The sequence below is a fragment of the Bradyrhizobium genomosp. I (2014) genome, assembly GCF_000261685.1.
In the GTDB taxonomy this organism is placed as follows: domain Bacteria; phylum Pseudomonadota; class Alphaproteobacteria; order Rhizobiales; family Xanthobacteraceae; genus Bradyrhizobium.
In genome coordinates this window covers 1-26,230 of record NZ_AJQE01000295.1, presented here as the reverse complement: position 1 = coordinate 26,230, position 26,230 = coordinate 1, and the positions used below count along the sequence as shown (strand labels likewise).

Sequence of the window (26,230 nt, the reverse complement as noted above, 5' to 3'; positions counted from 1 at the left end):
CGCCCCTCTCCCGCAAGTGGGAAAGGGGACCGACCCCGCGGCGTGAACTCGTTCAGCTCACCTGCACCCCACACTTCCGCAACACCATTCTGGCGAAGCCGAACGGCGCCGGCGTGAAGGGACCCGTCGGCGCGCGCGTGACCAGCGCGACGATTGCAAGCGCGGCTATCGCGAGCCAGAAGCACAGCCAGAAACCGTCGATATAGGCGAGCACATTGGCCTCGCGCTGGACGATGCCCCCCAGCGTGCCGACCGCGCGCGCCTGCGCCGATCCTGTGCCATGGGCGGCGAAGTGATCGGCAAGCTGCTTCAGCCTCTGCACCACGTCGACATCGCCGACCGCAAGGTTCTGGCCGAGATAGAAGGAATGGACCTGCTCGCGCACGCGCAGCCAGGTGCCCATCAGCGCCACGCCGATCTCGGCGCCGCCGAGACGCATGATCTGGATATAGGCGGCAAAGGAGGTGGCGCGGCTCGGATCGGAGTTGGAGAGTAGCGTGATGATCAACGGCAGCAGGGTCAGCGACTGCCCGAGCGCCTGGAGCAGCACGATGCCGGCGAAGTCCTCGCGTGCCCAGTCGTGAGTGAGTCGCGTGCCCCAAAGATTGGCCGCGGCGAAGCAGGCAAAGCCCACCACGATCACGGTCCGCGTATCGAAATGCCTCAGCAGCCAGATCGAGACCGGCACCAGCACGAACATCGGCAAGGCGCCATAGGTGAGCAGCAGCATGCCGCTCTGCTCCGGTCTGAGCAGCGCGATGGTGGCGAGGAAGTTCGGCACCAGCGACGCATTGGACAGGCTCGTCAGCGTGTAGAGCAGGATCAGCACCAGTCCCAGGCCGATATTGCGCGAGAACAGCACGTTCACATGCGCCCAGGGCTGCCGCACCAGCGATTCGTTGAGGAGGAAGGCCAGAAACAGTACCGCGCCCGCTGCGAGCAGTGCCATCACCGTGCCCGAACCGAGCCAGTCCAGCCGGTTGCCCTGGTCAAGCCCCGCATAGATCATCGAGACCGAGGCGCCGAGCAGCAGCATGCCGCCCCAATCGGCCTCGCGCAGCAGCGCGCGGTTGACCGGCTCGTGCGGCGTGCCCAGATAGACCATCAGGCCCATCAAGGGCGCGATCACGACGCCCTGCCAGTACAGCCATTGCCAGCCGAGATGGTCGACATAGAAGCCGACCAGCGAGGTCGAGGTGTCCAACGCGAAGCCGACGCGGATCGCATAGATCGAGATCGCCGGCAGCCACCAGCGGATCGGCAGATTGCGGAGCACGATCATCAGCGTCGCCGGCACGAAGGTGCCGAGCAGGAGACCATGCACGACGCTGAGCGCGAGCAATGTCGGATAGTCGTGCACGAAGGGAATGATGAACGAGACGGCGGCATAGACGAGACTGGGGATGCCAAGGACGCGGCGCAGGCCGAACACCGTGGCAAGCCAGGCCACCGCAGGCGCGATGAATATCTGCGAGCCGATGCCGGCGGTGGAGAGCCAGGCGCCCTCGTCGAAACCGAGCGAGAACGCGCCGCGGAGATCCGGCAGGCCGACCGTGGTCAGCCGGCTGTCGAAATTGGCGAGAAACGAGCCGAGCAGCACCGCCACGACGGCGAACAGGGGCTGCGGCGCGACGCCGCCGCGCGAGAGCGGTTCGCGGCTGGCACCGTCATTTTCGGCCATTCGCGGCCTTCGTATCGATGCTGGTGACCACCGACATGCCCGGCACCAGCCGCGCCACCAGCGGCTGGTCGTCATCGAACTGAATGCGCACGGGAATGCGCTGCACGACCTTTGTGAAATTGCCTGTTGCATTGTCGGGCGGCAGCAGTGCCACCTGTGCACCCGTCGCCGGCGCAATGCGCTCGACCCGGCCGCGCAGCTTCTCGCGCGGGAAACTGTCGACGGTGATCTCGACCGGCTGGCCCGGTGCCACATGCGTGAGCTGGGTCTCCTTGTAGTTCGCGATCACATAGACCTTGGGCAGGGGCACCACGTTGATGAGGTTGGTGCCGATATTGACGTAGTCGCCGGGCTGCACCTGGCGCTCGCCGACAACACCGTCGAACGGGGCGGTGATCTTCGTGTAACCAAGCTTGAGCTTCGTACCCGCCAGCGTCGCCTTGGCCGCCTCGACATCGGCGGCGCGCTGCTTCCTGGTACCTTGCAGGACTTCGAGCTGATGCTGCTGGGCCGCGATCACTGCGCGGCTCGCGCGAACGTCGGCCTGTGCCTTGGCGTAAGCGGCCACCGCCTGCTCGAGGCGCTGGCGCGTGCCGGATTCGGTCTGCGACAGCGATTGCTGACGCTCCTGCTCCTGCCGTGCCTCGACCTCCATGGCCTCCGCAGACAGCCGTGCGGCCTGCGCCTGCGCGATCGTCGCATATTGCAGCTCGATCTGGTTGGCGAGATTGTCGAGCGCGGCTTGCGCCGCGGCGACCGCAGCTTCGGCCTGCGCGACTTGCGCCTCGTAATCGGCGGGATCGATCTGGATCAGGAGGTCGCCGGCCTTGACGCGCTGGAAATCGGTGACCCCCACGCTGAGCACTTCGCCCGAGACGCGGCTCGAAAGCCGCGTCAGCTCGGCGCGCACATAGGCGTCATTGGTGGTCTGGATCACCGCACTGCCGACCCATTCGTCGAAGCGCAGCGTCGCCAGCCCGACGAAGGCGAGCGCGACGATGACCGCAAACAGCGGGATCGCGAGCCGGCTCCAGAGCGGCGTGGCCGGCCGCTGTGTTGGCTTGGGCGATGAGGCCGGCGGTGCGGCCGGAGCCGATGATGGACTTTGCTCTTGTTGACTCACGGCTTAACCTCAAACGAACTCACCGCGATCTCACACCGTCTTCTCCGGCCACCGGCAAAGATCGTTGATCAGGCACACCTCGCAGCGCGGCTTGCGCGCGAGGCAAGTATAGCGGCCGTGCAGGATCAGCCAATGATGGGCATGCAGCATGAACTCGGCCGGGATGACCTTTTCGAGACCGAGCTCGACCTCAAGGGGTGTCTTGCCGGGCGCAAGCCCGGTTCGGTTGCCGACGCGGAAGACATGCGTATCGACCGCCATGGTGTGCTCGCCGAAGGCCATGTTGAGCACGACGTTCGCTGTCTTGCGTCCGGCGCCGGGCAGCGACTCGATCTCGGCGCGCGTGCGCGGCACCTGGCCGCCGAATTCGCTGAGCAGCTTCGCCGACAGCGCGATCACGTTCTTCGCCTTGGTGCGGTAGAGGCCGATGGTCTTGATGTAGTCGCGCAGCCGCTCCTCGCCGAGGTCGAGCATCTTCTGCGGGGTGTCGGCGACTTCGAACAATGCGCGTGTCGCCTTGTTGACCCCGGCGTCGGTCGCCTGCGCCGACAGCACCACGGCGACCAGCAGCGTGAACGGATTGACGTGCTCGAGCTCGCCCTTCGGCTCCGGGTTGGCCTTGCGGAAACGGCTGAAGACCTCGTGGACCTCAGCCGGCGTCCAGGGTCTTGTGGCTTTGAGCGTTTTCCTCGCGGGCGCTTTCGGTTTGGCCGCGACCGGCTTTGCCTTTTTCTTCGGCACCGCCGCTTTGCGCGAGGCCGGCTTGCGGGTGATTTTCGCCATGATCGGGATATACTGAGGGACGATGAGCACAGGCAACGAAATTGAGCGCACGCGATCTGAAAGCGAGGACGAGCCTCGGATTTTCTCCGCGCTGCTGACGCCGCACCGCTCGCTGAACCGCACCGGCTTTCTCGCCGTGATGCTGTTCCTGAGCGCCGTCAGCTTCGTCACGGGCCTCGCTTTCCTGATGATGGGCGCCTGGCCGGTGTTCGGCTTCTTCGGTCTCGACGTGCTGGTGATCTGGTGGGCCTTCAAGGTCAATTTCCGCGCGGCGCGGGCCAGCGAGGAGATCGTGGTTACGCCGTCGGAATTGCGCGTGCGGCGCGTCAGCCATCGTGGCCAGGTTGCCGAATGGACGTTCAATCCACTCTGGGTCCGGCTCGACCAGGAGGTCGACGAGGAATACGGCATCGAGCATCTCTATCTGATCTCGCGCGGCCGCCGGCTGCTCATCGCCGGCTTTCTCGGACCTGATGAAAAAGCCAGCTTTTACAATGCCTTGGTCGGAGCCCTGAACGCTGCGCGGCGTGGACCGACCTATAATCCGGTGACCTGAGCACAGTCGGAAATCGGGTGGTTTCGAGCCACCCCCTCTCCTACATTTCCGGTCATGATGACCCTCGCGATACATGACCAGCGCCTGGCCAAGCCGGGCACCCAGAACGCCGCCTTGCGCGACTATGATTCGGTGCGCCGGGCGATCGCCTTCATTTCGGCGAACTGGCGCGCGCAGCCGACCATCGAGGCGATGGCGGATGCCGCCGGGGTCACGCCGGATGAACTGCACCATCTGTTCCGCCGCTGGGCTTCGATCACGCCGAAGGCTTTCATGCAGGCGCTCACCCTCGACCACGCCAAGAACCTGCTCAGGGAGTCCGCCAGCATCCTCGACGCGGCGCTCGACTCCGGCCTGTCGGGGCCGGGCCGGCTGCACGATCTCTTCGTCACCCACGAAGCGATGTCGCCAGGCGAGTGGAAGAACGGCGGTGCCGGCCTCACCCTGCGCTACGGCTTCCATCCCTCGCCGTTCGGCACCGCGATCGTGATCGCCACAGACCGTGGACTGTCTGGGCTTGCCTTCGCCGATCCCGGCGAAGAGGGGATCGCGCTCGCCGATATGACGCGGCGCTGGCCGAATGCCACTTATGTGGAAGATCACGAAGGCACCGCACCGCTCGCAGCGCGCATCTTCGACCCAAGGCTGTGGCGGCAGGATCAGCCGCTGCGCGTGGTCCTGATCGGCACCGATTTCGAGGTGCGGGTGTGGGAGACGCTGCTGAGGATTCCGATGGGACGCGCGGTGTCCTATTCCGACATCGCCTGCAACATCAACAGCCCGAAGGCCTCACGCGCCGTCGGCGCTGCCGTCGGCAAGAATCCGGTCTCCTTCGTCGTGCCCTGTCATCGCGCGCTCGGCAAGAGCGGCACGCTCACCGGCTACCACTGGGGCATCACCCGCAAACAGGCGATGCTGGGCTGGGAAGCGGGGCAGCTGGGGATGGAGTGACTTTCCGATGTCGTTCCGGGGCGATGCGAAGTATCGAACCATGGTGCGCAATTGCGCACCTGGGAAGCTCGAGATTCCGGGTTCGCCCTTCGGGCGCCCCGGAATGACAGTGTCGATTAGCCCGCCAGATCCAGCTTCGAGGCCACCGTCGAATCCGCATTGAGCCGATAGATGATCGGCACGCCGGTGGCGAGCTCGCGCTTCAGGATGCCCTCCGGCGAGAGCTTCTCCAGCACCATGATCAGCGCGCGCAGCGAGTTGCCGTGGGCAGCAACCAGGGTGCGCTTGCCGTTGAGCACGCCGGGCAGGATCTCCTGCACGTAATAGGGCAGCGCCCGCGCGAGGGTGTCCTTCAGGCTTTCGCCGCCGGGCGGCGGCACGTCGTAGGAGCGGCGCCAGATCAGCACCTGGTCCTCGCCCCATTTCTTGCGGGCATCGTCCTTGTTGAGACCGGAGAGATCGCCGTAGTCGCGCTCGTTCAACGCGAGGTCCTTCGAAGTCGGCAGACCGGTCTGGCCGAGCTCGGCGAGGATGAGATCCAGCGTGTGCTGCGCGCGCGTCAAGACCGAGGTGAAGGCGACGTCGAACACGAGACCCTGCGCCTTTAGCTTGCGGCCGGCTTCCCTGGCTTCGTTCACACCGAGCTCGGTGAGGTCAGGATCCTTCCACCCCGTGAACAGGTTCTTCAGATTCCATTCGCTCTGGCCGTGGCGCACGAGCACGAGAAGACGTTCGCTCATTGACTGCTTTCCGTTGGGTTCGTTCAGATGTCGGCGAGGCCGAGCACGTCGGCCATGGAGTAGTGCCCCGGCTGCTTGCCGTGCGCCCACAGCGCCGCCTTCAGCGCGCCATGGGCGAACAGCATGCGGTCCTCGGCCTGATGCGACAGCGTCAGGCGCTCGAACGGGCCGAGGAAACTGACGCTGTGATCGCCGGCCACGGTGCCGCCGCGCAAGGACGCGAAACCGATATTGCCCGGCCGGCGCGCGCCGGTGATGCCGTCGCGCCCACGCTCGGAATGTTCATCGAGGGTGACGCCGCGGCCGCTGGCTGCAGCCTGGCCCAGCATCAGCGCCGTGCCCGAGGGCGCGTCGACCTTCATGCGATGATGGGTTTCGACGATCTCTATATCGAAGCTCTGGTCGAGCGCCTTGGCAACGCGCTTGACCACCGCGGCGAGCAGGTTGACGCCCAGGCTCATATTGCCCGACTGCACCACGACGGCGCGATTGGTGACGCTCCTGATCACGGCGTTGTCGGAGCCGGACAATCCGGTCGTGCCGATGACGTGGACGATGCCGCGCTCGGCAGCGATCGCGACATTGGCGATGGTCGCTGCCGGGACGGTGAAGTCGAGGATGCCGTCGGCATCCTTCGACATTGCCCAGAGATCCGCGGAGAGCTTGATTCCGTTCGCCGGCAGGCCAGCGAGCACGCCGGCATCCTTGCCGAGCAGTTCCGAGCCCGGCGCCTCCAGCGCGCCGGCCAGCACCGCGCCCTTGCTCTCGGCGATCGCCCGCGTCAGCGCCCGTCCCATCCGGCCGCCGGCTCCTGCAACAATCAAGCGCATGTCGGACATGGTGTGATCCTTTCCATGGCCCTATACCGGTCGCGGGCGGTTTGAGCAACCGATGGAACTGTCGGGATTGCGCGGACGAGGGGATTTGACGGCGGGCGGGCGGATGCGGGCTCCGCGGATCAAAGGAAAATATCCTGGATCAACGCGATCGAACCGGGAGTTCCCAGAGCTCTCTCAGCACGACCTGGCCAGCGTGCTCAACGGTGTATTCCGCCTTGTAGGTGCCCGGGTCCCAGCCGTTGGCGGGGCGCTTTCGACCCGTGAACAGAAAAGCTTGAGCCTTATTGTGCTCGACGGGCGCAGCATCGTTTTGGGCGATCACGTTGCCGGAGGGACTGCTGACGACAAGTCGCTGCAGGTCGCCCGATTTCAAACCGATGATGCGGACAAAAGCGACAATGGCCGCCGAGGTCGCGGAAGGCAATTCCACGTCCGTTCTTCCATCCTCGATGAATTCCATCGTCACCGGGGCACTCGCAAAACCCGTGTTCAGAACCGCCCGATCCTGATAGCGGAGCCGCGCCTGGAGTGCGGGATCCCAGAGCATCTCTCCTCCGCCGCAGGATTCCGGGCTCGAGCCGTAGGCGAAGGGATCTATGATCGAACCGTCGTGCCGGACCGTGAAGTGGAGGTGAGGATACTCGGTCAAACCCGATAGACCTACTCGGCCGAGCGGCTGCCCTCGTGTTACGGAGTCGCCGGGCTTCACCTGAAGACTACCCGTTGCCAAATGACAATATTGCGTTTCCCAGTGGCCCTCGTGTTCGATCAAAACGCCATTGCCACATTCGACATCACGCACAGCCTCGCGGGCGGATTTGCGAAACGCGCCGTCCGGCAGATTTTCCCGAGTTCGAACGACGCGCCCGTTTGCGGACGCGAGAACGTCAACGCCAACCCGTTGCGCCTGCAGCGAGGGGAGCCGAAAATCAGTTCCGTTGTGCCCATCGTATGTCAGCGTGCCACACTTGTAGTCCCTTGCTGCCGGCGAAGGATCCCGATCCGTATAATTCTGAATGTAGCACGTCCTGCCGGGCTCGCAGGCGATCGGCATCCCCAGTTGGATGGGTTCGGCAAGGGCATTTCCAGGAACAGCGAACACAAGGACCGCAATCACAGGCGGAAGACGGAAAGAGATTGCTGCGAGCGGACGGGCTGGTGTCATCATGAACGCTTCGAACGCAGGCCCGAACCGAACGGCGATTGCGTGAGATGATGAAGCACAAAGAACTCGGATTGGCGGTTGATTCCCAGTTTGAGCATAATGCGCTTGGTGTAGGTTCTCACTGTTGCTTCGGTCAGCCGGAGGTCAGCACCGATCTGTCGCGGACACTTGCCTTGAAGGATCCGAGTAACGATCCGCTCTTCGGCGAAATTCAGGCCGAAAGCCGCGGCGATACGGTGCGCTCCCGACACCTCATCGAATTGCGGCACGATGACAAGCGCTTTTCCGCTATCGCAAGGCGGCGGCGCAGCTCCGATTCTGGCAAAGGCAAACCGCTCGCGCTCGGTTGAAAGAGGCACGGTCGTATCCAACCACTCCCGATCGGCGCGCGAACTCAATGATTCGCGAATCGCCTCCCTCAAGGCGGCGGTTACCGAACTGCTACGCCCCGCCAACCGGTCTCCATTCGCCTTGAGGAGTTCGCCCTTGGCCATCAGCGATTGCGCGCTGCCGTTGATTTCGTGAACGTGAAGATCTTCGTCAACGATGAGGGCGGGAAATGCCAGAACTCCAAGCCAGGCCGCGGCATCTTCCTGGCGTTGCTGCAACCGTACCAGATCGTTTGCAGTCTCCCAGATCGCACGCACCGCACGCACCAAGCACGGAACCTCTGCCCGAGTAAGTCCCACTGAACGCCATCCCGCGACAAAGACGACGGTCACGCCGTCGCAAGCGGCGAACCTTCCTATCACAGAATGACCTTTCAGATCCGGTTCGGGTCCGATCAGCTTTCGCACGAAGGTAGTGCGCGTATGGACGGGCTCGAGCAGCGTACAACCTGTACCAGCGCCCTTGCCGACAATCCGCGCCACCATGGCCGTGCACGAGGGATCGATGGTCGCCTGCCCGATCCGCACCTGTAGCAGTTCCTGGCAGGAAGCCCGACGTATTGCCGCCGCGACGTAGCAGCTGCGGCATTCAAGGAGCTTCGCAATCCCCCTACCAAAATACTCCATCGTCGTACGGCCGACGCTCTGATCAGCAGGTTCCGCGGACTGTTCGACCAAGCCTTCCGCATCAATCGTCGAACGTGCGCTCTCGGTATGACAAAAGCCAACCCTGTTCTGCCAGTGGGGCAGTACCTTGCCATTCTGGTGCAAGTGCTCCTCCCGCAATATCGATGCAGCCAGCCTTGCGCCAGCGGCCTAACTCTCCCTGAAAGCGCGGTGGATCCGCAGCACCATGGGCTGCAGCAAATACTCCGCAAAGGTTCTTTCTCCCGTCTCAACGAACACCTCGACGGGCATTCCCGGCAACAACGACGAAAGGTAATATGCAGTCGGCGTAGCGGTGCTTAACTCCAGTTCCGCCATGTAGGAGGCCGCTCCCGTCTTCGGGTCATTCAGAGCATCTGCGGCAACCGCAACGACCTTCGCTTCCAGCATCGGTATTCGCCGGATGTTCAACGCGAGGACGCGCACGCGCGCCGTCTGTCCCACATAAACCTCTTGTCGATCCGTCGGCTTCAGCGTTGCCTCGATGACAAGCCGGTCTTGGAGAGGCACGATTTCCAGAAGAGTTTCCCTGGGTGCAAGCACGGCACTGAGGTCCCTGCTGTTGAGGCCGACGACTTTTCCACCTTCAGGTGCACGCAATTCGGACCGAACAATCTGGTCGCGCAACGCGGCAATTCGATGTCGAAGAGCGCCAATCTCTTCGCTTGTGGCGTGCAGCTGCTTCGCGATATCCCGCTTCTGGTCCAGCTCCAGCTGCCGACGCCTATCGTCCAATTCGGCGATCTTGGCTCGTGCCTGCGAGATCGATGCTGCATTGCGGGCGATCTGCCCTTCCGTTTCAGCCTGGCTACGTTGCAGAGCCAGTAGACGCGGCTTGCGCGCGAGGCCCTTCGCGAGCAAGGAGCTCGTGTCCGCGATTTCCTCTTTCAGAAGGGCAAGTTGCTGCTCTGCCCCATTCGTGTCGCCCTCCAGGCCACGAATGGTGTCCTTCGATTGCAGCATCTGCTGATCGATCTGCCGTCGCTCACCCTCGATCGCCGTCAAGCGCGCCGCAAATTCGGCTTGCTGGGTTTGTACGGCAATGCCCGCGGCCGCAGCGGAGCTCGTTCGCAGTTCATCCGGAAATCGTATTGCTTTCTTGCCGGCCTGTTCGGCGGTCAATCGTGCTTCCATCGCAAGATCCGCAAACAATTTCGTCTCAAGCGAGCCAAGCATCGCCTCGATCTGCGTGGTGTCGAGCCGCGCAATGACTTGACCGGCCTGGACACGATCATTTTCTCTGACCAGGATCGACTTTATGATACCTCCCTCGAGATGCTGCACGGCCTTGCGCTTCGAATGCACCTTGATGAAGCCGGACGCCACGACAGCGCTGCGGAGCGGTACGGTGGTCGCCCAGACGCCGATGCAGCAGAACTGCAGAACGAGCAACACACACCCCCATGCCACGATGCGCCGCATGTCGGAGCGTGGTTCGCTGAATGTTGCCCGCCGATCGCCAGTCGCCGCATGGCGGGAGATGACGACGTTGCGACCATGACCTTGCGACGTCATCGACCTGCTCCTCGGGTCCTAAGCAGCCGGGATTCTCCTTCGCGATCGATGTCGGTCGACTTCGCCATCGGCGTGACGTCGGATATGCGGAGGGGCAGAACTTTTCTGGGCGGACCAAACGCGAGCTGAATGCCATCTCTGAGCAGCAATACGGCATCTGCGATCGTCAGGAGGCGGGGCCTGTGCGTCACGATGACCAGCGTTGCGCCGCGCGCCTTGACCTGCAGAGCCGCAGAGCAGAGCGCTTCCTCGCCGTCAGGGTCGAGATTGGCATTTGGTTCATCCAGCAGCATCAACTTGCGGTCGCCGTAGAACGCTCGTGCAAGGCCGATCCGCTGGCGCTGGCCACCTGAGAGCTTGCTGCCGTCGCGCCCGATCTCGGTCTGATAGCCGGATTGCAGGGACAGGATCATATCATGCGCTTGCGCGAGCATCGCTGCCGCGGTGATGTCTTCGTCGCGCGCGTTTTCGTCGAATCCGGCGATCGCTTCTGCGACGGTACCGCCAACGAGCTGCACGTCCTGGGGAAGATATCCGACGAACTTGCCGAGTTGATCGGCATCCCAATTGTGGAGAGCGGCGTGATCCAGTCGGATCGTGCCGCTGCTCGGCGGCTCAAGGGCAGCCATCAGCCGCAGCAGGGTCGACTTCCCAGCCCCCGTTGGACCTATGACAACCACGATTTGCGAGGGGCGGCACTCAAAGCTTATACCTGCGAGAACGGCACGTTTGGCTCCAGGTGGCCGATAAGCCACGCGATCGATGACCACCCTGCCGGACGGCATCGGAAGCAAGGTCTTTCTCTTTCGCGCCAACACCGGCGCGGCGGCGGCCTGGACCTGTGTCCAAGCCTCCTGCGCGGATGCGAGCGCGCGCCAGGCAGTGATCAGCCCTTCCATGGGTTGGAGCGTGCGCGCCACCAGCAGCGAACTGGCAATCAGGCTGCCCGACAACACCTCATTTTGAAGCACCAGCCAGGCACCCGCTCCGATCGCGGCAATCTGCAGGATTGTTCTGACCATGCGCGCGGCAGCGCCAATCGCATAGACACGTTCGCTGGCCCGGACGACGGGCGCCATTGCCTGGTCGTTGAGCCGCATGAATTCGCTGACCGCACCGAGAGTCCACCCCATCGCGCGCACGAGGCTGGCATGCCGGACGATCCCATCCAGGGCGGCCTGCGTCCGCAGGGCGGCTCCCGAAGCGTCGGCGGTTTCGGTGCGCGCGATCCGGCGGCTGATGACGCCCATCACCAGCAGAATCACCGTCCCGACCAGAGCGATGGCGCCATACCAAACGTGGAGGAAGAAGAGAATGAGGATGAAGGCAGGGAGGAACGGAGCGTCGATCAGCGTTGTAACGGTGCCGCTTGACAGAAAGGTCCTCAGCTCACGAACCTTGACGAGATCGTGCGTCCTCCCATCGCCGCGACTTGCCGCGTTCACGATGGTGCCTTCGAGAACGATTGGGGCGACGCACCTCTCGAACCCAACGGCGAACCGACTGAGGAGCCGGCTACGCAAGATATCGAAAACGGCGCTAAAGACGAGGGCCGCTGCGGCGATGGCCGTAAGACCGACAAGCGTTTCAACGCTACCACTGCTGATCACCCGGTCGAACACCTCGATCGAATAGAAGGGAACGACCAGAAGCAGCAGGTTCACCGAGATGCTGAAGGCCACCACCCACGCGAAAGCATGCCGTCCCGGAATCAATCCGAACAGCGATCTCTTCCCTGTCGCTGGGCTCTCAGGCGGACGCAAATACATGACCGGCAGGCAATGTTACCGACTGACTAGTACAGATTGCAGAAATGCAACGGCGGGGCGGACCGGTAGCCGCCCCGCCGAACGGGCCTCACACGACTTCGATGACCGTGGCCCCCGCAGCCACGTTGATATCGTCGATCGTCGCGAACGGCGTTGCGCCTCCCGTGACGCCGTCGAGTTGAATCGTGCCGAAGCCGAAATCGAGCACGGTATTGGTGCCATCGTCGTCGACTACGATCGAGTTCGGATCGAATCCCGGCGCAGCATCGACGTGTATCAGATCACCATCGGTGAGACTGAAATCCGTTATCTCGTCATTGCCGAAGTTGGTGGCGGTGTCGTCACCGAAATTATAGGTATCGGCGCCCGCTCCACCCGTCAGCACGTCGTCTCCCGTACCCCCGTCGAGGACGTCGTTGCCGTTACCGCCATCCAGCTCGTCATCGCCTGCGCCGCCGGCGAGCGTGTCATTGCCATTTCCGCCCGCGAGCGTGTCGGCTCCGTCTCCGCCGTTTAGCGTATCGTTGTTGTCGCCGCCGGCAAGCGTATCGTCGCCCGCATCGCCGTTCAGCGTATCATTGCCGGTGCCGCCGCTGAGCTCGTCCGCGCCGTCGCCGCCACTCTCGGTGTCATCTCCGGCTCCTCCCGACATGGTGTCGTCGCCGGCGTCTCCGAACATCGTGTCGTTACCGTCGCCGCCATCCATGAGGTCGGCTCCGGCGTTTCCATTCATGGTGTCGTTGCCAGCGTCGCCGTTCAGCGTGTCATTGCCGGCGCCCCCATTCAAGACGTCATCGTCCGCACCGCCATTGAGCGTGTCGTTTCCGAGGCCGCCGTTCAGCGTGTCATTGCCCTCGTCGCCGTTGATGACATCGTCGCCGATGCCTCCGCTCAACGTGTCGTCGCCAAGACCGCCGTTCAATGTGTCATTGCCGGCATCACCACTCAGCGTATCATTGCCTGCGTCTCCCCAGAGGGTATCGGCTCCGGCGCCACCGTGGATGGCATCATCGCCATCTCCGCCGTGAATGGAGTCGGCACCTGCGTCACCAAAGAGCTGATCGTCACCCAGGCCGCCGTCGATCGTATCGTCGCCGGCGTTGCCGTGGATCGTGTCGAGGCCGTCATTGCCCGAAAGATTGTCGTCTCCGGCACCACCGCTGATGGCATCGTCACCGTCGCCGCCGGTGATCGTATCCACACCGGCATTGCCATTCAGAGTGTCGTTACCAGCGCCACCATCGATGTTGTCGTCACCCGCGCCTCCGTTCACGAGGTCGTTGCCATCCAACCCGGTGATCGTATCGTTGCCTGCCAGCCCGTTGATCTCGTCGTCAGCTGCCGTTCCGGGAAGGATATCGTCGCCTGCCGTTCCATTGATGAGTGCCATGATTTCCGCTCCTTGATTCAAGGTTTTCGTGATGCGGGTAGGCTTGCCTCCGATGAGGGACGTAGTGCTTTGCTTGGGTGACCTTCCATCGGCCCCTGTTGTACAGTTCGAGCAAAGCAACCTTGAATGAAAATTGGGCAGCGTCGCAATCCCCATTTGGGGACAAAAGAATTGTTGCAAAGAAGCTGGGTGAGTAACGCGACGGAGGCAGGTGGAGCGGCCAATCTCCCCTGCAGGGAAGTCCTGGAACCGCTCGGCTGCATCAGGCGAGATTTACCTCGCCGCCGATCTCGCCACAATTTGGCGAGACAGCGGCTCGGGCGAAGGGCGCTCGCTGATCAGCAGTCCACACTCATGAATAGACGACCGCGCGTTCTTTTTTACGACGGCTGCGGGCCGTCATAGCCTTCGATGATGATGAGGTCGGCCACCGAGTGCGGCTGGCGCACCTTGATGTTGGCCTGGTATTCCGGCGAGTTGTAGCAGGCGAGCGCAGTCTCGTAGTCGGGGAATTCGATTACGACGTTGCGGTTGCGGCTGGCGCCTTCGACGGTGGTGAATTTGCCTGCACGTACGACGAAACGGCCGCCCCATTTCTTGAAGATCGGACCGTTGGCGACGGCATAGGGCTTGTAGCCCTCGTCATTGCTCACGTCGACGCGTCCGATCCAGTAGCCTTTCGCCATTGTCGTTCTCCCTTGTGATTAGCCGAGTGCTTGAGCGATCTCGGCCTGGATTGCGTCGGCCGCCGCCTTGGGGTCAGCGGCCTCGAGGATCGGCCGTCCGACGACGAGATAGTCGGCGCCCGCAGCGATCGCACGACCCGGCGTCATGACGCGCTTCTGGTCGCCGGTCGGCGTGCCCGCGGGACGGATACCAGGCGTGACGAGGCTCATCTGATGGCCGACGATCTTGCGCAGGGCACCCACCTCTTCCGGCGAGCAGACGAGTCCATCGATGCCAAGCACCTGCGCCTGCTGCGCACGCGCCTCGACCAGTTCGGAGACACCGAGCCGATATCCTGCCGCGTGCAGATCGTCGTCATTGTAGGAGGTCAGCACGGTGACCGCGAGAATCCTCAAGCTCGACTTACCGCGCCCTTCGACCGCCGCCTTCATGGTCTGCGGATAAGCGTGAACGGTGAGGAAAGTCGCCCCCAATTTGGCGACACTCTCGACACCGCGCATCACGGTGTTGCCGATGTCGTGCATCTTGAGATCGGCGAACACCTTCTTGCCCTTGTCGGCGAGCTTGCCGATCAGCGGCAGGCCGCCGGCATAGGCGAGCTGATAGCCGATCTTGTAGAACGTGACGCTGTCGCCGAGCCTTGCGACCATCGCCTCGGCAGCCTCCGGGCTCGACACATCGAGCGGAACGATCAGGCGGTCCTTGGGGGCGATCTCGGCTGGCGTCATGTCACCTCACATCATGCGTTGGGAAACGTCGATCAGCTGCGCTACCAGCTCCTTCAACGCGGCGATATCGCCCTCGTTCTTCAGCCTATCCATATCGTCATAGGCCTGGTCGACAAAGGCGAGCGTGAGCTGGCTTGCAATCACATTGGCGTGGCAGGAGGTCAGGATCAGCCGCAAGGCTTGGAGCGCGCGGGCCGCGCCGAGCCGGCTCTGCGATGCGCCGGCGAGCGCGAAGACGCGGTTGCGGAACACCTCGCCGCGCGCCTCGTGCAGCTCGTGCACGCGGCTGACCCAGTCGATCGCGTTCTTCAGTAGCGGCGGCACCGAGGCGTTGTATTCGGGCGATACGATGAGAACGCCGTGATGGGCGCCGATCATGCGCTTGAGATTGATGGCGTGCTTGGGCACGCCGGATTTGGCCTGGAGATCGCCGTCGTAGATCGGCAGCGGAAAATCGGCGAGCGAGATGCGGGTGACGTCCACGCCTGCCCTTGCAAATTCATACGCGGCGACCGCCGCCAGCTTCGCGTTGTGCGAGCCGGTGCGCAGCGAACCCGGAATGACCAGAATCTTGGGAGCTGACATCCAATCCAATGCGTTCGGCGAAACCAGCCCGCCGCGCAAAAGGAGTAGCCGACGGACTTAGTCCTTGCGATACACCCAGACGCGGGCCGGCGGAAGATTCATCCAGATCCGTTCCGAGGCCTCTGTGGACACGCCGGGCAGCGATTTCGGGATCGGCGGCACCACCGCATAGGTGAACTGGATGAACGGCGCACCGGGCGCGAGCGCGGTGAAGGCGTCGCGGATGAGCCGCAGCCGCGTCAGCATCGGTTTCGTGACGAGCGGCAGGCCCGAAACGACTGCGCTGGCCGGCGCGCTCAAGACGTTCCAGAGCGTGTCGCGCAGGCGGTAGGCATCGCCTTGTACCACCTTGGCCTGTGGGTAGCGGTCGCGTAGCAGCGCGCAGAAGCCGGGATTGTATTCGACGAGGACGAGACGCTTCTGGTCGATACCGCGCTCGATCAGCGCGGAGGTGATGGCGCCGGTGCCGGGTCCGAGCTCCACCACTGGCGCGTCCGAGTCGACATCGACGTAATGGGCCATGGTCCGGGCCAGGAGCTTGCCCGACGGCATTACTGCGCCCATGTGCAGTGGCTTTTCGATCCACGACCTGAGAAAGCGCACCTCGTCATCGAGACGAGGCTTCTTCAACGCACGCGCGGACGATGGCAATGGCATGTCGGGACCGGACGGGACCGCGGGACCGCGGCGTGTCAGAAAATGGTCATAAAGACGTATAGGCCGAAGGCGGTACGGTCAAGACGGGTCAATTCGCCCGATTACCGAAGAAATCCTTGACCTTGGCGAAGAAGCCCTCGGATTCCGGCTGAGTGTTGCCGGAGGAGAGCTTATCGAACTCGGCCAGCAATTCCTGCTGCTTCTTGGTGAGGTTCTGCGGGGTCTCGACCACGACTTGAACGTACATGTCACCCATCTGACGCGACCGCAGCACCGGCATGCCTTTTGACGCAATGCGAAACCGACGGCCCGACTGGGTTCCCGCCGGTACCTTCACCTTGCTCTTGCCCTTCTCGATGGTCGGCACCTCGAATTCGCCGCCGAGCGCGGCGGTCACCATCGAGATCGGCACGCGGCAGTGCAGATCGGCGCCGTCGCGCTGGAAGAACTGATGCTGGGCCAGCGACAGGAAGATGTAGAGGTCGCCGGGTGGACCGCCGCGGACGCCGGCCTCGCCCTCGCCGGCGAGCCTGATCCGTGTGCCGTCCTCGACGCCTTGCGGAATGTTGACCGACAGCGTCCGCTCGCGGGTGACGCGGCCCTGGCCCGAGCAGGAGGGACAGGCGTCCTCGATCATCTGACCGCGACCCTGGCATCCCGGACAGGTCCGCTCCAGCGTGAAGAAGCCCTGCGACTGCCGTACGCGGCCGGCGCCGCCGCAGGTCGAGCAGGTCTTCGGTTTGGTGCCGGCCTTGGCGCCAATGCCCGAGCAGGCCTCACAGGTGACCGAGACCGGAATCTCGATCTGCGCGGTCTTGCCGCCGAAAGCTTCCTCGAGGGTGATTTCCATGTTGTAGCGCAGGTCGGCTCCGCGCTCGCGGCCGCCGCGGCCGCGCTGTCCGGCCATGCCGAACAGGTCTTCGAAAATATCGGAGAAGGAGGAGGCGAAGCCCGCGCCGAAACCGGCGCCGCCGCCAAAGCCGCCACCTTGCTCGAAGGCGGCGTGGCCGTACCGATCGTAGGCGGCGCGCTTGTCCTTGTCCTTCAGGACCTCGTAGGCCTCGTTGATTTCCTTGAACTTGACTTCGCTGGTCTCATCCCCGGGATTGCGGTCGGGGTGGAACTTCATTGCCAGCTTGCGGAACGACGACTTCAGCTTGCCTTCATCGGCATCGCGTTCGACTTCCAGGGTCTCGTAGTAGCAGCGCTTGGTGGACGTGGACATGCTGAGCTCGGTCTATCCAATCGCGATTCAAGTTGAGGCGAAACGACGTTGCCACGGAACGATATAAGCGCCCTTCGACCTCGCGGCAGAGGGCCGCATGGCAGCGCTGAGAATAACGGCTGGGGATTGATCGATCGTAACGGGCGCCCTGCCCGTCCGTCCCGACACGACGGCCTCCCCCTTGAGGGAGGAGGCCGTTAACGCGTGTGGGGTCCAAGCCGTCCGCATCATCACCCTCTTGGGGCTTAAGCGGACTTCTTGTTGTTCTTGTCGTCGTCGACTTCGGTGAATTCCGCGTCGACGACGTCGTCCTTGGCCGCATCCTTTTTGGCGTCGGCTTCGGCCTGCTGCTTGTACATGGCCTCGCCGAGCTTCATCGAAGCCTGGGCCAGCGTCTGGGTCTTGGCCTTGATCGCCTCGGCATCGTCGCCCTTCAGCGCTTCCTTGAGGTCGCTGACGGCATCCTCGATGGCGCGGCGCTCGCTCTCGGCGACCTTCGAACCGTGCTCGGCCAGCGCCTTCTCGGTCGAATGCACCAGGCCATCGGCCTCGTTCTTGGCGGTCACGGCCTCGCGGCGCTTCTTGTCCGCCTCGGCGTTGGCCTCGGCGTCCTTGACCATCTTCTCGATGTCGGCTTCCGACAAACCGCCCGAGGCCTGGATGCGGATTTGCTGCTCCTTGCCCGTGGCCTTGTCCTTGGCCGAGACGTTGACGATACCGTTGGCGTCGATGTCGAAGGTCACCTCGATCTGCGGCATGCCGCGCGGAGCCGGCGGAATGCCCATCAGGTCGAACTGGCCGAGCATCTTGTTGTCGGCCGCCATTTCACGCTCGCCCTGGAAGACGCGGATGGTGACGGCATTCTGATTGTCTTCAGCCGTCGAGAACACCTGGCTCTTCTTGGTCGGGATCGTGGTGTTGCGGTCGATGATGCGGGTGAATACGCCGCCCAGCGTCTCAATGCCCAGCGACAGCGGGGTCACGTCGAGCAACAGCACGTCCTTGACGTCGCCCTGAAGCACGCCGGCCTGGATCGCGGCACCGATCGCCACGACTTCGTCCGGGTTGACGCCCTTGTGCGGCTCCTTGCCGAACAGCTGCTTCACGACTTCCTGCACCTTCGGCATGCGCGACATGCCGCCGACCAGCACGACTTCGCCGATCTCGCCGGCGGTGACGCCGGCATCCTTCAGCGCCTTGCGGCAGGGCTCGACGGTCTTCTGGATGAGGTCGTCGACCAGCGCCTCGAACTTGGCGCGGGTGAGCTTCATCGTCAGATGCTTCGGGCCGGTCTGGTCCGCCGTGATGAACGGCAGGTTGATCTCGGTCTGCGTCGTCGAGGACAACTCGATCTTGGCCTTTTCAGCGGCTTCCTTCAGGCGCTGCAAAGCGAGCTTGTCGTTGCGCAGGTTGATGCCCTGCTCCTTCTGGAACTCGTCGGCAAGGTAGCCGACGAGGCGCATGTCGAAATCTTCGCCGCCGAGGAAGGTGTCGCCGTTGGTCGACTTCACCTCGAACACGCCGTCGCCGATTTCGAGAATGGAGATATCGAAGGTGCCGCCACCGAGGTCGTAAACGGCGATCGTGCCGGCCTTGGTCTTGTCGAGGCCATAGGCGAGCGCGGCCGCAGTCGGCTCGTTGATGATGCGCAGCACTTCGAGGCCCGCGATCTTGCCGGCGTCCTTGGTCGCCTGGCGCTGGGCGTCGTTGAAATAGGCGGGAACGGTGATGACGGCCTGATCGACCTTCTGGCCGAGATGGGCTTCCGCGGTCTCCTTCATCTTCTGCAAGATGAACGCCGAGACCTGCGAGGGCGAGTAGGTCTGGCCGTCGGCCTCGACCCAGGCGTCGCCGTTGGAGGCCTTCACGATCTTGTACGGGACGAGCTTCTTGTCCTTCTCGACCATCGGGTCGTCGTAGCGGCGGCCGATGAGGCGCTTCACTGCGAAGAAGGTGCGCTCGGGATTGGTGACGGCCTGGCGCTTGGCCGGCTGGCCGACGAGGCGCTCACCGTCATCCGTGACGGCGACGATCGAAGGCGTCGTGCGCATGCCTTCGGAATTCTCGATGACTTTGGCGTTCTTGCCATCCATTACGGCGACGCACGAATTCGTGGTGCCGAGGTCGATCCCAATGACCTTTCCCATGGTCCTGATATCCTTCTTTTTGCGGCAGGTTGGCTGGGCCCAGAAGGCACCCAAACCGAAACCCCCTAAGATCAAACATCCGCGATATTGCGATGATTGAGGCTCATATAGGAGGGGGGGAGGGGCCCGCAAGGACCGAAGCAACGTTTCGGCCGTGAAAACATTGGGTTTTGGCGGATCATATCCGGGCTCGACCGCCCTTGCGGGTGAGGAGTTATTGACGGGTTCGGGCCTCGGCAGGCCCCGCCACGGCAATCTGCCCCACCCTGTTACGGCAGGGCCAAACCCGCTAAAAGGCGACCGGCCGGCAACCGCAGCACAGCTGCTTCGCGCGACAAAGCGGCCCGGTGGCCGACCATCGAACGGCCTCAATGTGAACCAATCAGAGTGCCCATGAAGCTGATCCGCCCCCTCGCCGCGCTCGCCCTCGTCATTGCCTCCGCGCTTCCGGCCCTTGCCGCCGATGTCGTCTACCCGCCTGGCTTGCGCCTTGGCATGGTGCCCCTGGTAGGCCTCAGCACGGCAAAGACCTTTCCGGGCTTCGAGAGCGAGGACGGCAGCGTCAAGGTGCTGATCACCGAGCTGCCGCCGGCCGCCTATGGCGAGGTTGTGAGCGCCTTCAATTCCAACCCCGCCGGGGCCAACGGCGTCAAGCAGGACAAGATCGAGACCCCCGCGGGTCTTGCCTATTTCACCACCGAAAGCGGCAAGGCGGGCGATACCCCGGTGAAGCGCTATTCGATGATCGTGCCCGGCGCCGGCTTCTCCGGCTATGTCGCGGTGCAGATCCCGGAGAATGCGACCAGGATCTACAGCGATGAAGCGGTGCGGCAGATGTTTGCGAGCACCGTGACCCGCAAGCAGGTCTCGGCCGAAGAGCAGATCGCGCTGATGCCGTTCAAGATCACGAATCTGGCCGACTTCAAGGACATCCGGACCCTGGCGCCGGGCTCGAGCATCATCCTGGCCGACGGCGACGAGAGCAAGGGCTACGAGTCGAGGCCGTTCATGATCCTCGGTCTGATCGGCGCCACCCCGCAGCAGGCCGACGACCGCGCCCGCTTCGCCCAGGAGGCGGCGCTCCAGATTCCCGGCGTGCGCGAGTCGCGCGTCACCATGTCCGAGCCGATCCGCATCAACGGCCAGCAGGGTTTCGAGACCCGGATCGACGGCGTCAGCGGCAAGGACAAGGTCCCGGTGACCGTGGTGCAGTGGATCCGCTTCTCGAGCGGCGGCGCATCATTGCGCATCATCGCCAGCGCCCCGCGCGACCAGTGGCTGCCCGCCTTCGCCCGCTTCCGCGCGGTGCGCGATGGGATTCAGCCGAAGGGGTAGCTGTATGCCTGGTGTCGTCCCTGCGAACGCAAGGGACCATACCGCGTGATCTGGCGATCGTGGCTTGCGGGTTATCTGAAGGGACGCAAGATCGTCGCAGGGCTGGCGACAGATTTCTGCGTCGCCTGAACCGCGCTCGACGCGCGCAAAGCGGGTTTCGAGGTCTGTGTGACGAGGATGCCTGCCGCGGCATCGATACGCAGGGCTCACTGGCCAAGGCCTGGGTCGACATGGCGTCGACATGGCCGAGGCCGGCGTGAAGCGGATTCAGTCTGCGGATATCGCGACGAGCGCGTAAGATTTACGATCAGTCGTTCCGGGGCGATGCAAAGCATCGAACTACGGTGCGCAATTGCGCACCTGAGAACCTCGAGATTCCGGGTTCGGCTCTGCCGCCCCGGAATGACACCAACACTCAGTTCGCCGCGCCGCTCGACTCGTTGTTGTTCGCCGCGGGCGCGGCCTTTGCGCCGCCCTTGGCGACGCCGACCAAAGCCGGGCGCAGCACGCGCTCGCCGATGGTGTAGCCGGCCTGCACGACCTGCACCACAGTGCCCGACGGCACCGACGCATCGGGCACCTCGAACATCGCCTGCTGGAAGTTCGGGTCGAACTTCTGGCCCTGCGGGTCGAACTTCTTCACACCGTGCTTTTCCAGCGCGTTGAGCAGCGAGCGCTCGGTGAGCTCGACGCCCTCGATCAGAGAGGTCAGGCCGGGATCGGCTGCGGCACGGGCCTCGGCCGGAACGGCGTCGAGCGCGCGCTGAAGATTGTCGGCAATGTCGAGCACGTCGCGGGCAAAGCCGGTGATGCCGTAGAGGCGAGCGTCGGCGACCTCCTTGCTGGTGCGCTTGCGCAAATTCTCCATTTCGGCCAGCGTCCGCAGCATGCGATCGCGCGCCTCGGCGGCTTCCTTCTGCAAGATTTCGACCGAGCCGGGCTCGGGATCATCGGGCATGATGTAGGGTTTTGACACCACGGGCTCGCCGGTCGGCTGGGTCGTGTCTTCGGGTTGCCGGTCGCGATCGGTCATCGGCTCTGTTCTCGAACTCGTTTCAAGGGATTTTTCTGGCCCGGATATCGTGCTTCAGGCGCCGAAAATCAAGCGCCCGTGATCGGAGGAAACGCCGGTCAGCCCCCCAGAAGGCGGCTGACGATGCGGGCGGCGTAATCCACGGTCGGGATCACGCGGGCATAATTCAATCGCGTGGGCCCGATCACGCCCAAAACGCCGACGATGTGGCCGGCGGCATCCCGATAGGGCGAGATGATGGTGGAGGACCCCGACAGCGAGAACAGCTTGTTCTCACTGCCGATGAAGATGCGGACGCCCTCGGCGGTCTCGGCGCGGCCGAGCAGGTCGATCACGCCGCGCTTGGTCTCGAGATCGTCGAACAACAGGCGCACCCGCTCCAGATCCTCCAGCGCATGCAGATCTTCGAGCAGATTGGCATGGCCGCGAACGATGAGCTGGCGATCCTCGTTCTCGCCGCCGGACCAGCTGGCGATGCCGGCCGAGATCACCTTCTGCGTCAGCTGATCGAGCTCGGCACGGGCCTCTCCAAGTGCCGTCTCGAGCTCGAGCCGCGCCTCGGCCAGCGTGCGGCCGCGGATGCGGGCATTGAGGAAATTGCCGGCCTCGACGATCGCCGAGGAGGGAACCCCGGGCGGCAGCGCCAGCACGCGGTTTTCGACCTGGCCGTCCTCGCCGACGAGGATCACCAGCGCCTTCTCCGGTTCCAGGCGGACGAATTCGATGTGCTTCAGCCGCGCATTGGATTTTGGCGTCAACACGACAGCGGCGGCCCGGGTGAGGCCCGAGAGCCGCATCAAGGCCTGGTCCAGCGCCGCCTCGACCGACTGCGCCTCACCGACGGAGGAGAGCTGGCTCTGGATCGACTGCCGCTCCGCCTCGTTGAGGTCGCCGACCTGCATCAGGGCATCGACGAAGAAGCGCAGGCCGAGTTCCGTCGGCAGCCGGCCGGCCGAGGTGTGGGGGGCATAGATCAGGCCGAGCTGTTCCAGATCGGCCATGACGTTGCGGACCGAGGCCGGCGACAGCGGCATGGCGATCAGGCGGGAAATGTTGCGCGAGCCGACGGGCTCACCGGTCGCGAGATAGCTTTCGACAATTTGACGAAAGATGTCGCGGGAACGCTCGTTGAGCTGGGCGAGGCCTGCGCGCGGCGCGATCAGATGGATCGGATCGTGATGGGCCACAGACGGTAACTCCTCTCAGATGCTCATAATTTGTCCATCCCTGGGGCTTCTGACAAGCGCGGCGTTCGCGGCCTCGAAAACAGCGGGTGAAAAGGCCTTGCCGCCCACCCCCGCCCCACCTACAAGCACCGCGAACAGCCTTTTCCCGTGAGTTTTGGAGGATTTCCCATGCGGCCAAGCCGCCGTGCGCCCGACGAATTGCGCCCCGTGACGCTGGAGCGCGGCGTGGTCAAATATGCGGAAGGCTCGTGCCTGGTGAAATACGGCGACACTCACGTGCTGGTCACCGCCACGCTGGAGGACCGCCTGCCGCCGTGGCTGAAGGGCCAGGGCCGCGGCTGGGTCACCGCCGAATACGGCATGCTGCCGCGCGCGACCTCCGAGCGCACCCGCCGCGAGGCCTCCGCTGGAAAGCAGAGCGGCCGCACCGTCGAGATCCAGCGCCTGATCGGCCGCTCGCTTCGCACCATCATCAATCTCGAAGCGCTCGGCGAGCGCCAGATCACGGTCGATTGCGACGTGCTTCAGGCCGACGGCGGCACGCGCACGGCCTCGATCACCGGCGCCTGGGTCGCGCTCGCCGATTGCGTCAACTGGATGAAGGCGCGCAACATGGTCAAGGCCAACGTGCTGCGCGACAACGTCGCCGCGATCTCCTGCGGCATCTACAACGGCACGCCGGTGCTCGATCTCGACTACGCCGAGGATTCCGAGGCCGAGACCGACGCCAATTTCGTCATGACGGGCGATGGCCGCATCATCGAGGTGCAGGGCACCGCGGAACGCGAGCCGTTCACGGAAGCCGAATTCCTGGCGCTGATGGCGCTGGCCCGCAAGGGCGTCGCGCGTCTGGTGGACTTGCAGAAACTGGCTGTGGCGTAGTCAATAGGCCATGCACCGCCGAATCACGGACAAGCTCGTCATCGCCACCCACAATCCCGGCAAGCTCGCCGAGATGCGGGAGCTGCTTGCGCCGTACGGCATCGAGGCGGTGTCGGCCGGCGACCTCGGCCTGTCCGAGCCGGACGAGACGGGCAACGATTTCCGCAGCAATGCCGCGATCAAGGCGATCGCGGCAGCGCGGGCGACGAGACTTCCCGCCTTCGCCGACGATTCCGGCATCGTGGTCGACGCGCTCGACGGTGCGCCCGGGATCTACAGCGCGCGCTGGGCCGGCCCGTCCAAGGATTTCAACGCGGCGATGGCGCAGATCGAGCGCCTGCTGCAGGAGCGCGGCGCCACCACGCCGAACCAGCGCAAGGCGCACTTCGTCTCCGCGCTCTGCGTCGCCTGGCCCGACGATCATCTCGAAGAGGTCGAGGCGCACGTTCACGGCACGCTGGTCTGGCCTCCGCGCGGGAATGCCGGCTTCGGCTACGACCCGATGTTCCTGCCCGACGGCCACGGCCGCACCTTCGGCGAGATGGAGAGCATCGAGAAGCACGGCCTGCCGCCGCTCGGCCTCGGCCTGTCGCACCGCGCCCGCGCCTTCGTGAAACTGGCGGAGATCTGCCTTGAGCCGCGCTAGAGCGTTTTCGAGCGAAGTGGATACCGGTTCGCGCCAGGAAAACGCGTCAAAACAAGAATCTAAAGCCTTTGGCGTCTACGTGCACTGGCCGTTCTGCCTGTCGAAATGTCCCTATTGCGACTTCAACAGCCATGTCCGCCACGCCGCGATCGACGAGGCGCGCTTCGCCTCCGCCTTCGCGCGCGAGATCGCAACGACCGCGCAGCGCGCGCCCGGCCGCGAGGTCACCTCGATCTTCCTCGGCGGCGGCACCCCGTCCCTGATGCAGCCCGCAACCGTCGGCGCGGTGCTCGATGCGATCGGCAAGCACTGGACCGTCGCAGCCGACGTCGAAGTCACGCTGGAAGCGAACCCGACCAGCGTCGAAGCCACGCGCTTCGCCGGCTATCGCGCCGCCGGCGTCAACCGCGTCTCGCTCGGCGTGCAGGCGCTCGACGACGCCTCGCTGAAAGCGCTCGGCCGCATGCACAGCGCGCGCGAGGCGCTCGATGCCGTCGCCATCGCGCGCCGCTCGTTCGACCGCTATTCGTTCGACCTGATCTACGCCCGCCCGGACCAGACGCCGGCGATGTGGGCCGACGAGTTGCGTCTCGCCATCGATGAAGCGGCCGAGCATTTGTCGCTCTATCAACTGACGATCGAGGAAGGCACGCCGTTCTTCGGCCTGCACCAGGCCGGCAAATTGAAGACGCCGGACGAAGCGGTCGCACGCGCGCTCTACGACGTCACGCAGGAGACCTGCGACAAGCTGGGGCTGCCCGCCTACGAGATCTCCAATCACGCGCGGCGCGGCGCCGAGTGCCGGCACAATCTGGTGTACTGGCGCGGCGAGGAATATGCCGGCATCGGCCCCGGCGCGCATGGCCGCCTCGACATCGACGGTATCAGGCACGCCACCGCCACCGAGAAGCGTCCCGAGGCCTGGCTGATGCGGGTCGAGACCAATGGCGACGGCATCGTCACCGACGAGCTCCTCAACAGCGAGGAGCGCGCCGACGAATTCCTGCTGATGGGTTTGCGCCTTGCCGAAGGCATCGACCCCGAGCGTTACAAGGCGCTCTCGGGCCGCCCGCTCGACCCCCGCCGCATCGCGCTGCTGCGCGAGGAAGGCGCGATCACCGTGGATGCGACGGGACGGCTGCGCGTGACCAGCAGCGGATTTCCGGTGCTGGATGCAGTGGTCGCGGATCTGGCGGCGTAGCGAGCTCTCGTAGGGTGGGTTAGCGACGCGTAACCCACCACTATCCGTTTCCGCAAAGAGACAAGAGGTGGGTTACGCCTTCGGCTAACCCACCCGACAGGACTTTGCCCACCCTATGGCAGCGAGCTACGCCCCAAAACTCTTCGGCGAGCCCGCGACCGCAACGCCGCCACCCTGCGTCACCTTCATCACGGCGAGACCACGTTCATTCGTGCCATCGGCGCGGAAGCGGAACAGGCCGTCGATACCGGCAAAGCCTGAGGGGTTGGTGAGCACGTCGGACGAGAAGCGCGTGGTGCCTTGCGTGCGCGCCAGCGCGGCGACGAGGGCGACCGCATCATAGGCCAATG

24 protein-coding genes and 2 pseudogenes are annotated in these 26,230 nt (G+C 64.2%); 7 read left to right on the top strand and 19 right to left on the bottom strand.

Going from position 1 to position 26,230, the window contains the following annotated elements; translation table 11 throughout:
- Positions 1-52: 52 nt before the first annotated feature.
- Genes IC50_RS27625 through nth form a run of 3 tightly spaced genes read right to left on the bottom strand, consistent with a single transcriptional unit; the run spans position 53 to position 3,587 of the window.
- Positions 53-1,681 carry an MFS transporter gene (locus tag IC50_RS27625; RefSeq protein WP_035712154.1) on the bottom strand — a complete coding sequence of 543 codons (1,629 nt, stop codon included), beginning with the start codon at positions 1,679-1,681 and terminating at the stop codon, positions 53-55.
- Positions 1,668-2,804 (bottom strand): HlyD family secretion protein, encoded by a 1,137-nt coding sequence (locus IC50_RS27620; RefSeq protein WP_035712152.1) that lies wholly within the window; start codon positions 2,802-2,804, stop codon positions 1,668-1,670. Before IC50_RS27620 ends, IC50_RS27625 begins: the two co-directional genes overlap by 14 nt.
- A 30-nt stretch (positions 2,805-2,834) precedes the next feature.
- Positions 2,835-3,587, bottom strand: a complete 753-nt coding sequence (gene nth / locus IC50_RS27615; protein ID WP_035712150.1) for an endonuclease III — start codon at positions 3,585-3,587, stop codon at positions 2,835-2,837.
- Positions 3,588-3,609: 22 nt separating this feature from the next.
- Between nth and IC50_RS27610 the strand changes: the two genes are divergently transcribed.
- Both IC50_RS27610 and IC50_RS27605 read left to right on the top strand, forming a co-directional pair.
- Complete coding sequence (locus tag IC50_RS27610; RefSeq protein ID WP_035712148.1) at positions 3,610-4,143, top strand: DUF2244 domain-containing protein; 534 nt, start codon at positions 3,610-3,612, stop codon at positions 4,141-4,143.
- Positions 4,144-4,197: 54 nt separating this feature from the next.
- Positions 4,198-5,094 (top strand): methylated-DNA--[protein]-cysteine S-methyltransferase, encoded by an 897-nt coding sequence (locus IC50_RS27605; RefSeq protein WP_035712145.1) that lies wholly within the window; start codon positions 4,198-4,200, stop codon positions 5,092-5,094.
- 116 nt (positions 5,095-5,210) lie between these two features.
- Here IC50_RS27605 and IC50_RS27600 read toward each other — a convergent pair whose 3' ends face one another.
- The 13 genes from IC50_RS27600 to dnaK all read right to left on the bottom strand — a co-directional run bounded on the left by IC50_RS27600 (position 5,211) and on the right by dnaK (position 19,596).
- Positions 5,211-5,834, bottom strand: a complete 624-nt coding sequence (locus IC50_RS27600; protein WP_035712143.1) for a 2,3-bisphosphoglycerate-dependent phosphoglycerate mutase — start codon at positions 5,832-5,834, stop codon at positions 5,211-5,213.
- Positions 5,835-5,857: 23 nt separating this feature from the next.
- Positions 5,858-6,673 carry a 4-hydroxy-tetrahydrodipicolinate reductase gene (dapB, locus tag IC50_RS27595; RefSeq protein ID WP_035712139.1) on the bottom strand — a complete coding sequence of 272 codons (816 nt, stop codon included), beginning with the start codon at positions 6,671-6,673 and terminating at the stop codon, positions 5,858-5,860.
- Between the two features lie 139 nt (positions 6,674-6,812).
- Positions 6,813-7,841: a M23 family metallopeptidase gene (locus IC50_RS27590; protein WP_244429665.1), complete on the bottom strand. Its 1,029-nt coding sequence runs from the start codon at positions 7,839-7,841 to the stop codon at positions 6,813-6,815.
- Complete coding sequence (locus IC50_RS27585) at positions 7,838-8,998, bottom strand: helix-turn-helix transcriptional regulator (RefSeq protein ID WP_157461093.1); 1,161 nt, start codon at positions 8,996-8,998, stop codon at positions 7,838-7,840. The genes IC50_RS27590 and IC50_RS27585 overlap by 4 nt, the downstream gene beginning before the upstream one ends.
- A 45-nt stretch (positions 8,999-9,043) precedes the next feature.
- Positions 9,044-10,408, bottom strand: a complete 1,365-nt coding sequence (locus IC50_RS27580; protein ID WP_244429664.1) for an HlyD family type I secretion periplasmic adaptor subunit — start codon at positions 10,406-10,408, stop codon at positions 9,044-9,046.
- Positions 10,405-12,177 (bottom strand): type I secretion system permease/ATPase, encoded by a 1,773-nt coding sequence (locus tag IC50_RS27575; RefSeq protein ID WP_050991130.1) that lies wholly within the window; start codon positions 12,175-12,177, stop codon positions 10,405-10,407. Before IC50_RS27575 ends, IC50_RS27580 begins: the two co-directional genes overlap by 4 nt.
- An 88-nt stretch (positions 12,178-12,265) precedes the next feature.
- Positions 12,266-13,567 carry a calcium-binding protein gene (locus IC50_RS27570; protein ID WP_081492531.1) on the bottom strand — a complete coding sequence of 434 codons (1,302 nt, stop codon included), beginning with the start codon at positions 13,565-13,567 and terminating at the stop codon, positions 12,266-12,268.
- A 380-nt stretch (positions 13,568-13,947) separates the two neighbouring features.
- Positions 13,948-14,253: a DUF1330 domain-containing protein gene (locus IC50_RS27565; RefSeq protein WP_035712136.1), complete on the bottom strand. Its 306-nt coding sequence runs from the start codon at positions 14,251-14,253 to the stop codon at positions 13,948-13,950.
- 18 nt (positions 14,254-14,271) lie between these two features.
- A complete protein-coding gene (pyrF, locus tag IC50_RS27560; protein ID WP_035712134.1) occupies positions 14,272-14,982 on the bottom strand; it encodes an orotidine-5'-phosphate decarboxylase in 711 nt (236 codons plus the stop codon).
- Between the two features lie 6 nt (positions 14,983-14,988).
- Positions 14,989-15,567, bottom strand: coding sequence for an NADPH-dependent FMN reductase (locus IC50_RS27555; protein WP_035712131.1), 579 nt, complete (start codon positions 15,565-15,567; stop codon positions 14,989-14,991).
- A gap of 57 nt (positions 15,568-15,624) precedes the next feature.
- Positions 15,625-16,224, bottom strand: coding sequence for a class I SAM-dependent methyltransferase (locus IC50_RS27550; RefSeq protein ID WP_035712128.1), 600 nt, complete (start codon positions 16,222-16,224; stop codon positions 15,625-15,627).
- 88 nt (positions 16,225-16,312) lie between these two features.
- On the bottom strand, positions 16,313-17,449 hold the full coding sequence (gene dnaJ / locus IC50_RS27545; RefSeq protein WP_035712126.1) for a molecular chaperone DnaJ: 1,137 nt from the start codon (positions 17,447-17,449) through the stop codon (positions 16,313-16,315).
- A gap of 245 nt (positions 17,450-17,694) precedes the next feature.
- Complete coding sequence (dnaK, locus tag IC50_RS27540) at positions 17,695-19,596, bottom strand: molecular chaperone DnaK (RefSeq protein WP_025033017.1); 1,902 nt, start codon at positions 19,594-19,596, stop codon at positions 17,695-17,697.
- Positions 19,597-19,989: 393 nt separating this feature from the next.
- Here dnaK and IC50_RS27535 point away from each other — a divergent pair, with 393 nt between their 5' ends.
- The gene (locus IC50_RS27535) at positions 19,990-20,931 is read left to right on the top strand and encodes a hypothetical protein (protein WP_035712123.1); all 942 of its coding nucleotides are present in this window, start codon (positions 19,990-19,992) and stop codon (positions 20,929-20,931) included.
- 63 nt (positions 20,932-20,994) lie between these two features.
- Positions 20,995-21,229: pseudogene (locus IC50_RS43940) on the top strand (isochorismatase family protein); the annotation flags it as partial.
- A gap of 117 nt (positions 21,230-21,346) precedes the next feature.
- On the opposite strand, the gene grpE reads toward IC50_RS43940, so the two are convergent.
- Together grpE and hrcA are read right to left on the bottom strand one after the other, a co-directional pair.
- The gene (gene grpE, locus IC50_RS27530; protein ID WP_035712121.1) at positions 21,347-21,964 is read right to left on the bottom strand and encodes a nucleotide exchange factor GrpE; all 618 of its coding nucleotides are present in this window, start codon (positions 21,962-21,964) and stop codon (positions 21,347-21,349) included.
- A gap of 98 nt (positions 21,965-22,062) precedes the next feature.
- Complete coding sequence (gene hrcA, locus IC50_RS27525) at positions 22,063-23,151, bottom strand: heat-inducible transcriptional repressor HrcA (RefSeq protein WP_035712118.1); 1,089 nt, start codon at positions 23,149-23,151, stop codon at positions 22,063-22,065.
- Positions 23,152-23,319: 168 nt separating this feature from the next.
- Between hrcA and rph the strand changes: the two genes are divergently transcribed.
- From rph to hemW, 3 genes are read left to right on the top strand one after another with little or no spacing between them, the layout of a single operon-like run.
- Complete coding sequence (gene rph, locus IC50_RS27520; protein ID WP_035712116.1) at positions 23,320-24,033, top strand: ribonuclease PH; 714 nt, start codon at positions 23,320-23,322, stop codon at positions 24,031-24,033.
- 10 nt (positions 24,034-24,043) lie between these two features.
- Positions 24,044-24,679 carry an RdgB/HAM1 family non-canonical purine NTP pyrophosphatase gene (gene rdgB / locus IC50_RS27515; RefSeq protein WP_035712114.1) on the top strand — a complete coding sequence of 212 codons (636 nt, stop codon included), beginning with the start codon at positions 24,044-24,046 and terminating at the stop codon, positions 24,677-24,679.
- A 16-nt stretch (positions 24,680-24,695) separates the two neighbouring features.
- Complete coding sequence (gene hemW, locus IC50_RS27510) at positions 24,696-25,880, top strand: radical SAM family heme chaperone HemW (RefSeq protein ID WP_050991129.1); 1,185 nt, start codon at positions 24,696-24,698, stop codon at positions 25,878-25,880.
- 126 nt (positions 25,881-26,006) lie between these two features.
- On the opposite strand, the pseudogene IC50_RS27505 reads toward hemW, so the two are convergent.
- A pseudogene (locus IC50_RS27505) lies at positions 26,007-26,230 on the bottom strand (penicillin-binding protein activator); the annotation flags it as partial.

Coding starts and splice junctions, on each gene's coding strand:
- IC50_RS27625 (WP_035712154.1), bottom strand. CDS start 1,681: ATGGCCGAAAATGACGGTGCCAGCCGCGAACCGCTCTCGCGCGGCGGC.
- nth (WP_035712150.1), bottom strand. CDS start 3,587: ATGGCGAAAATCACCCGCAAGCCGGCCTCGCGCAAAGCGGCGGTGCCG.
- IC50_RS27610 (WP_035712148.1), top strand. CDS start 3,610: ATGAGCACAGGCAACGAAATTGAGCGCACGCGATCTGAAAGCGAGGAC.
- IC50_RS27605 (WP_035712145.1), top strand. CDS start 4,198: ATGATGACCCTCGCGATACATGACCAGCGCCTGGCCAAGCCGGGCACC.
- IC50_RS27600 (WP_035712143.1), bottom strand. CDS start 5,834: ATGAGCGAACGTCTTCTCGTGCTCGTGCGCCACGGCCAGAGCGAATGG.
- dapB (WP_035712139.1), bottom strand. CDS start 6,673: ATGTCCGACATGCGCTTGATTGTTGCAGGAGCCGGCGGCCGGATGGGA.
- IC50_RS27590 (WP_244429665.1), bottom strand. CDS start 7,841: ATGATGACACCAGCCCGTCCGCTCGCAGCAATCTCTTTCCGTCTTCCG.
- IC50_RS27580 (WP_244429664.1), bottom strand. CDS start 10,408: ATGACGTCGCAAGGTCATGGTCGCAACGTCGTCATCTCCCGCCATGCG.
- IC50_RS27575 (WP_050991130.1), bottom strand. CDS start 12,177: ATGTATTTGCGTCCGCCTGAGAGCCCAGCGACAGGGAAGAGATCGCTG.
- IC50_RS27570 (WP_081492531.1), bottom strand. CDS start 13,567: ATGGCACTCATCAATGGAACGGCAGGCGACGATATCCTTCCCGGAACG.
- IC50_RS27565 (WP_035712136.1), bottom strand. CDS start 14,253: ATGGCGAAAGGCTACTGGATCGGACGCGTCGACGTGAGCAATGACGAG.
- pyrF (WP_035712134.1), bottom strand. CDS start 14,982: ATGACGCCAGCCGAGATCGCCCCCAAGGACCGCCTGATCGTTCCGCTC.
- IC50_RS27555 (WP_035712131.1), bottom strand. CDS start 15,567: ATGTCAGCTCCCAAGATTCTGGTCATTCCGGGTTCGCTGCGCACCGGC.
- IC50_RS27550 (WP_035712128.1), bottom strand. CDS start 16,224: ATGCCATTGCCATCGTCCGCGCGTGCGTTGAAGAAGCCTCGTCTCGAT.
- dnaJ (WP_035712126.1), bottom strand. CDS start 17,449: ATGTCCACGTCCACCAAGCGCTGCTACTACGAGACCCTGGAAGTCGAA.
- dnaK (WP_025033017.1), bottom strand. CDS start 19,596: ATGGGAAAGGTCATTGGGATCGACCTCGGCACCACGAATTCGTGCGTC.
- IC50_RS27535 (WP_035712123.1), top strand. CDS start 19,990: ATGAAGCTGATCCGCCCCCTCGCCGCGCTCGCCCTCGTCATTGCCTCC.
- grpE (WP_035712121.1), bottom strand. CDS start 21,964: ATGACCGATCGCGACCGGCAACCCGAAGACACGACCCAGCCGACCGGC.
- rph (WP_035712116.1), top strand. CDS start 23,320: ATGCGGCCAAGCCGCCGTGCGCCCGACGAATTGCGCCCCGTGACGCTG.
- rdgB (WP_035712114.1), top strand. CDS start 24,044: ATGCACCGCCGAATCACGGACAAGCTCGTCATCGCCACCCACAATCCC.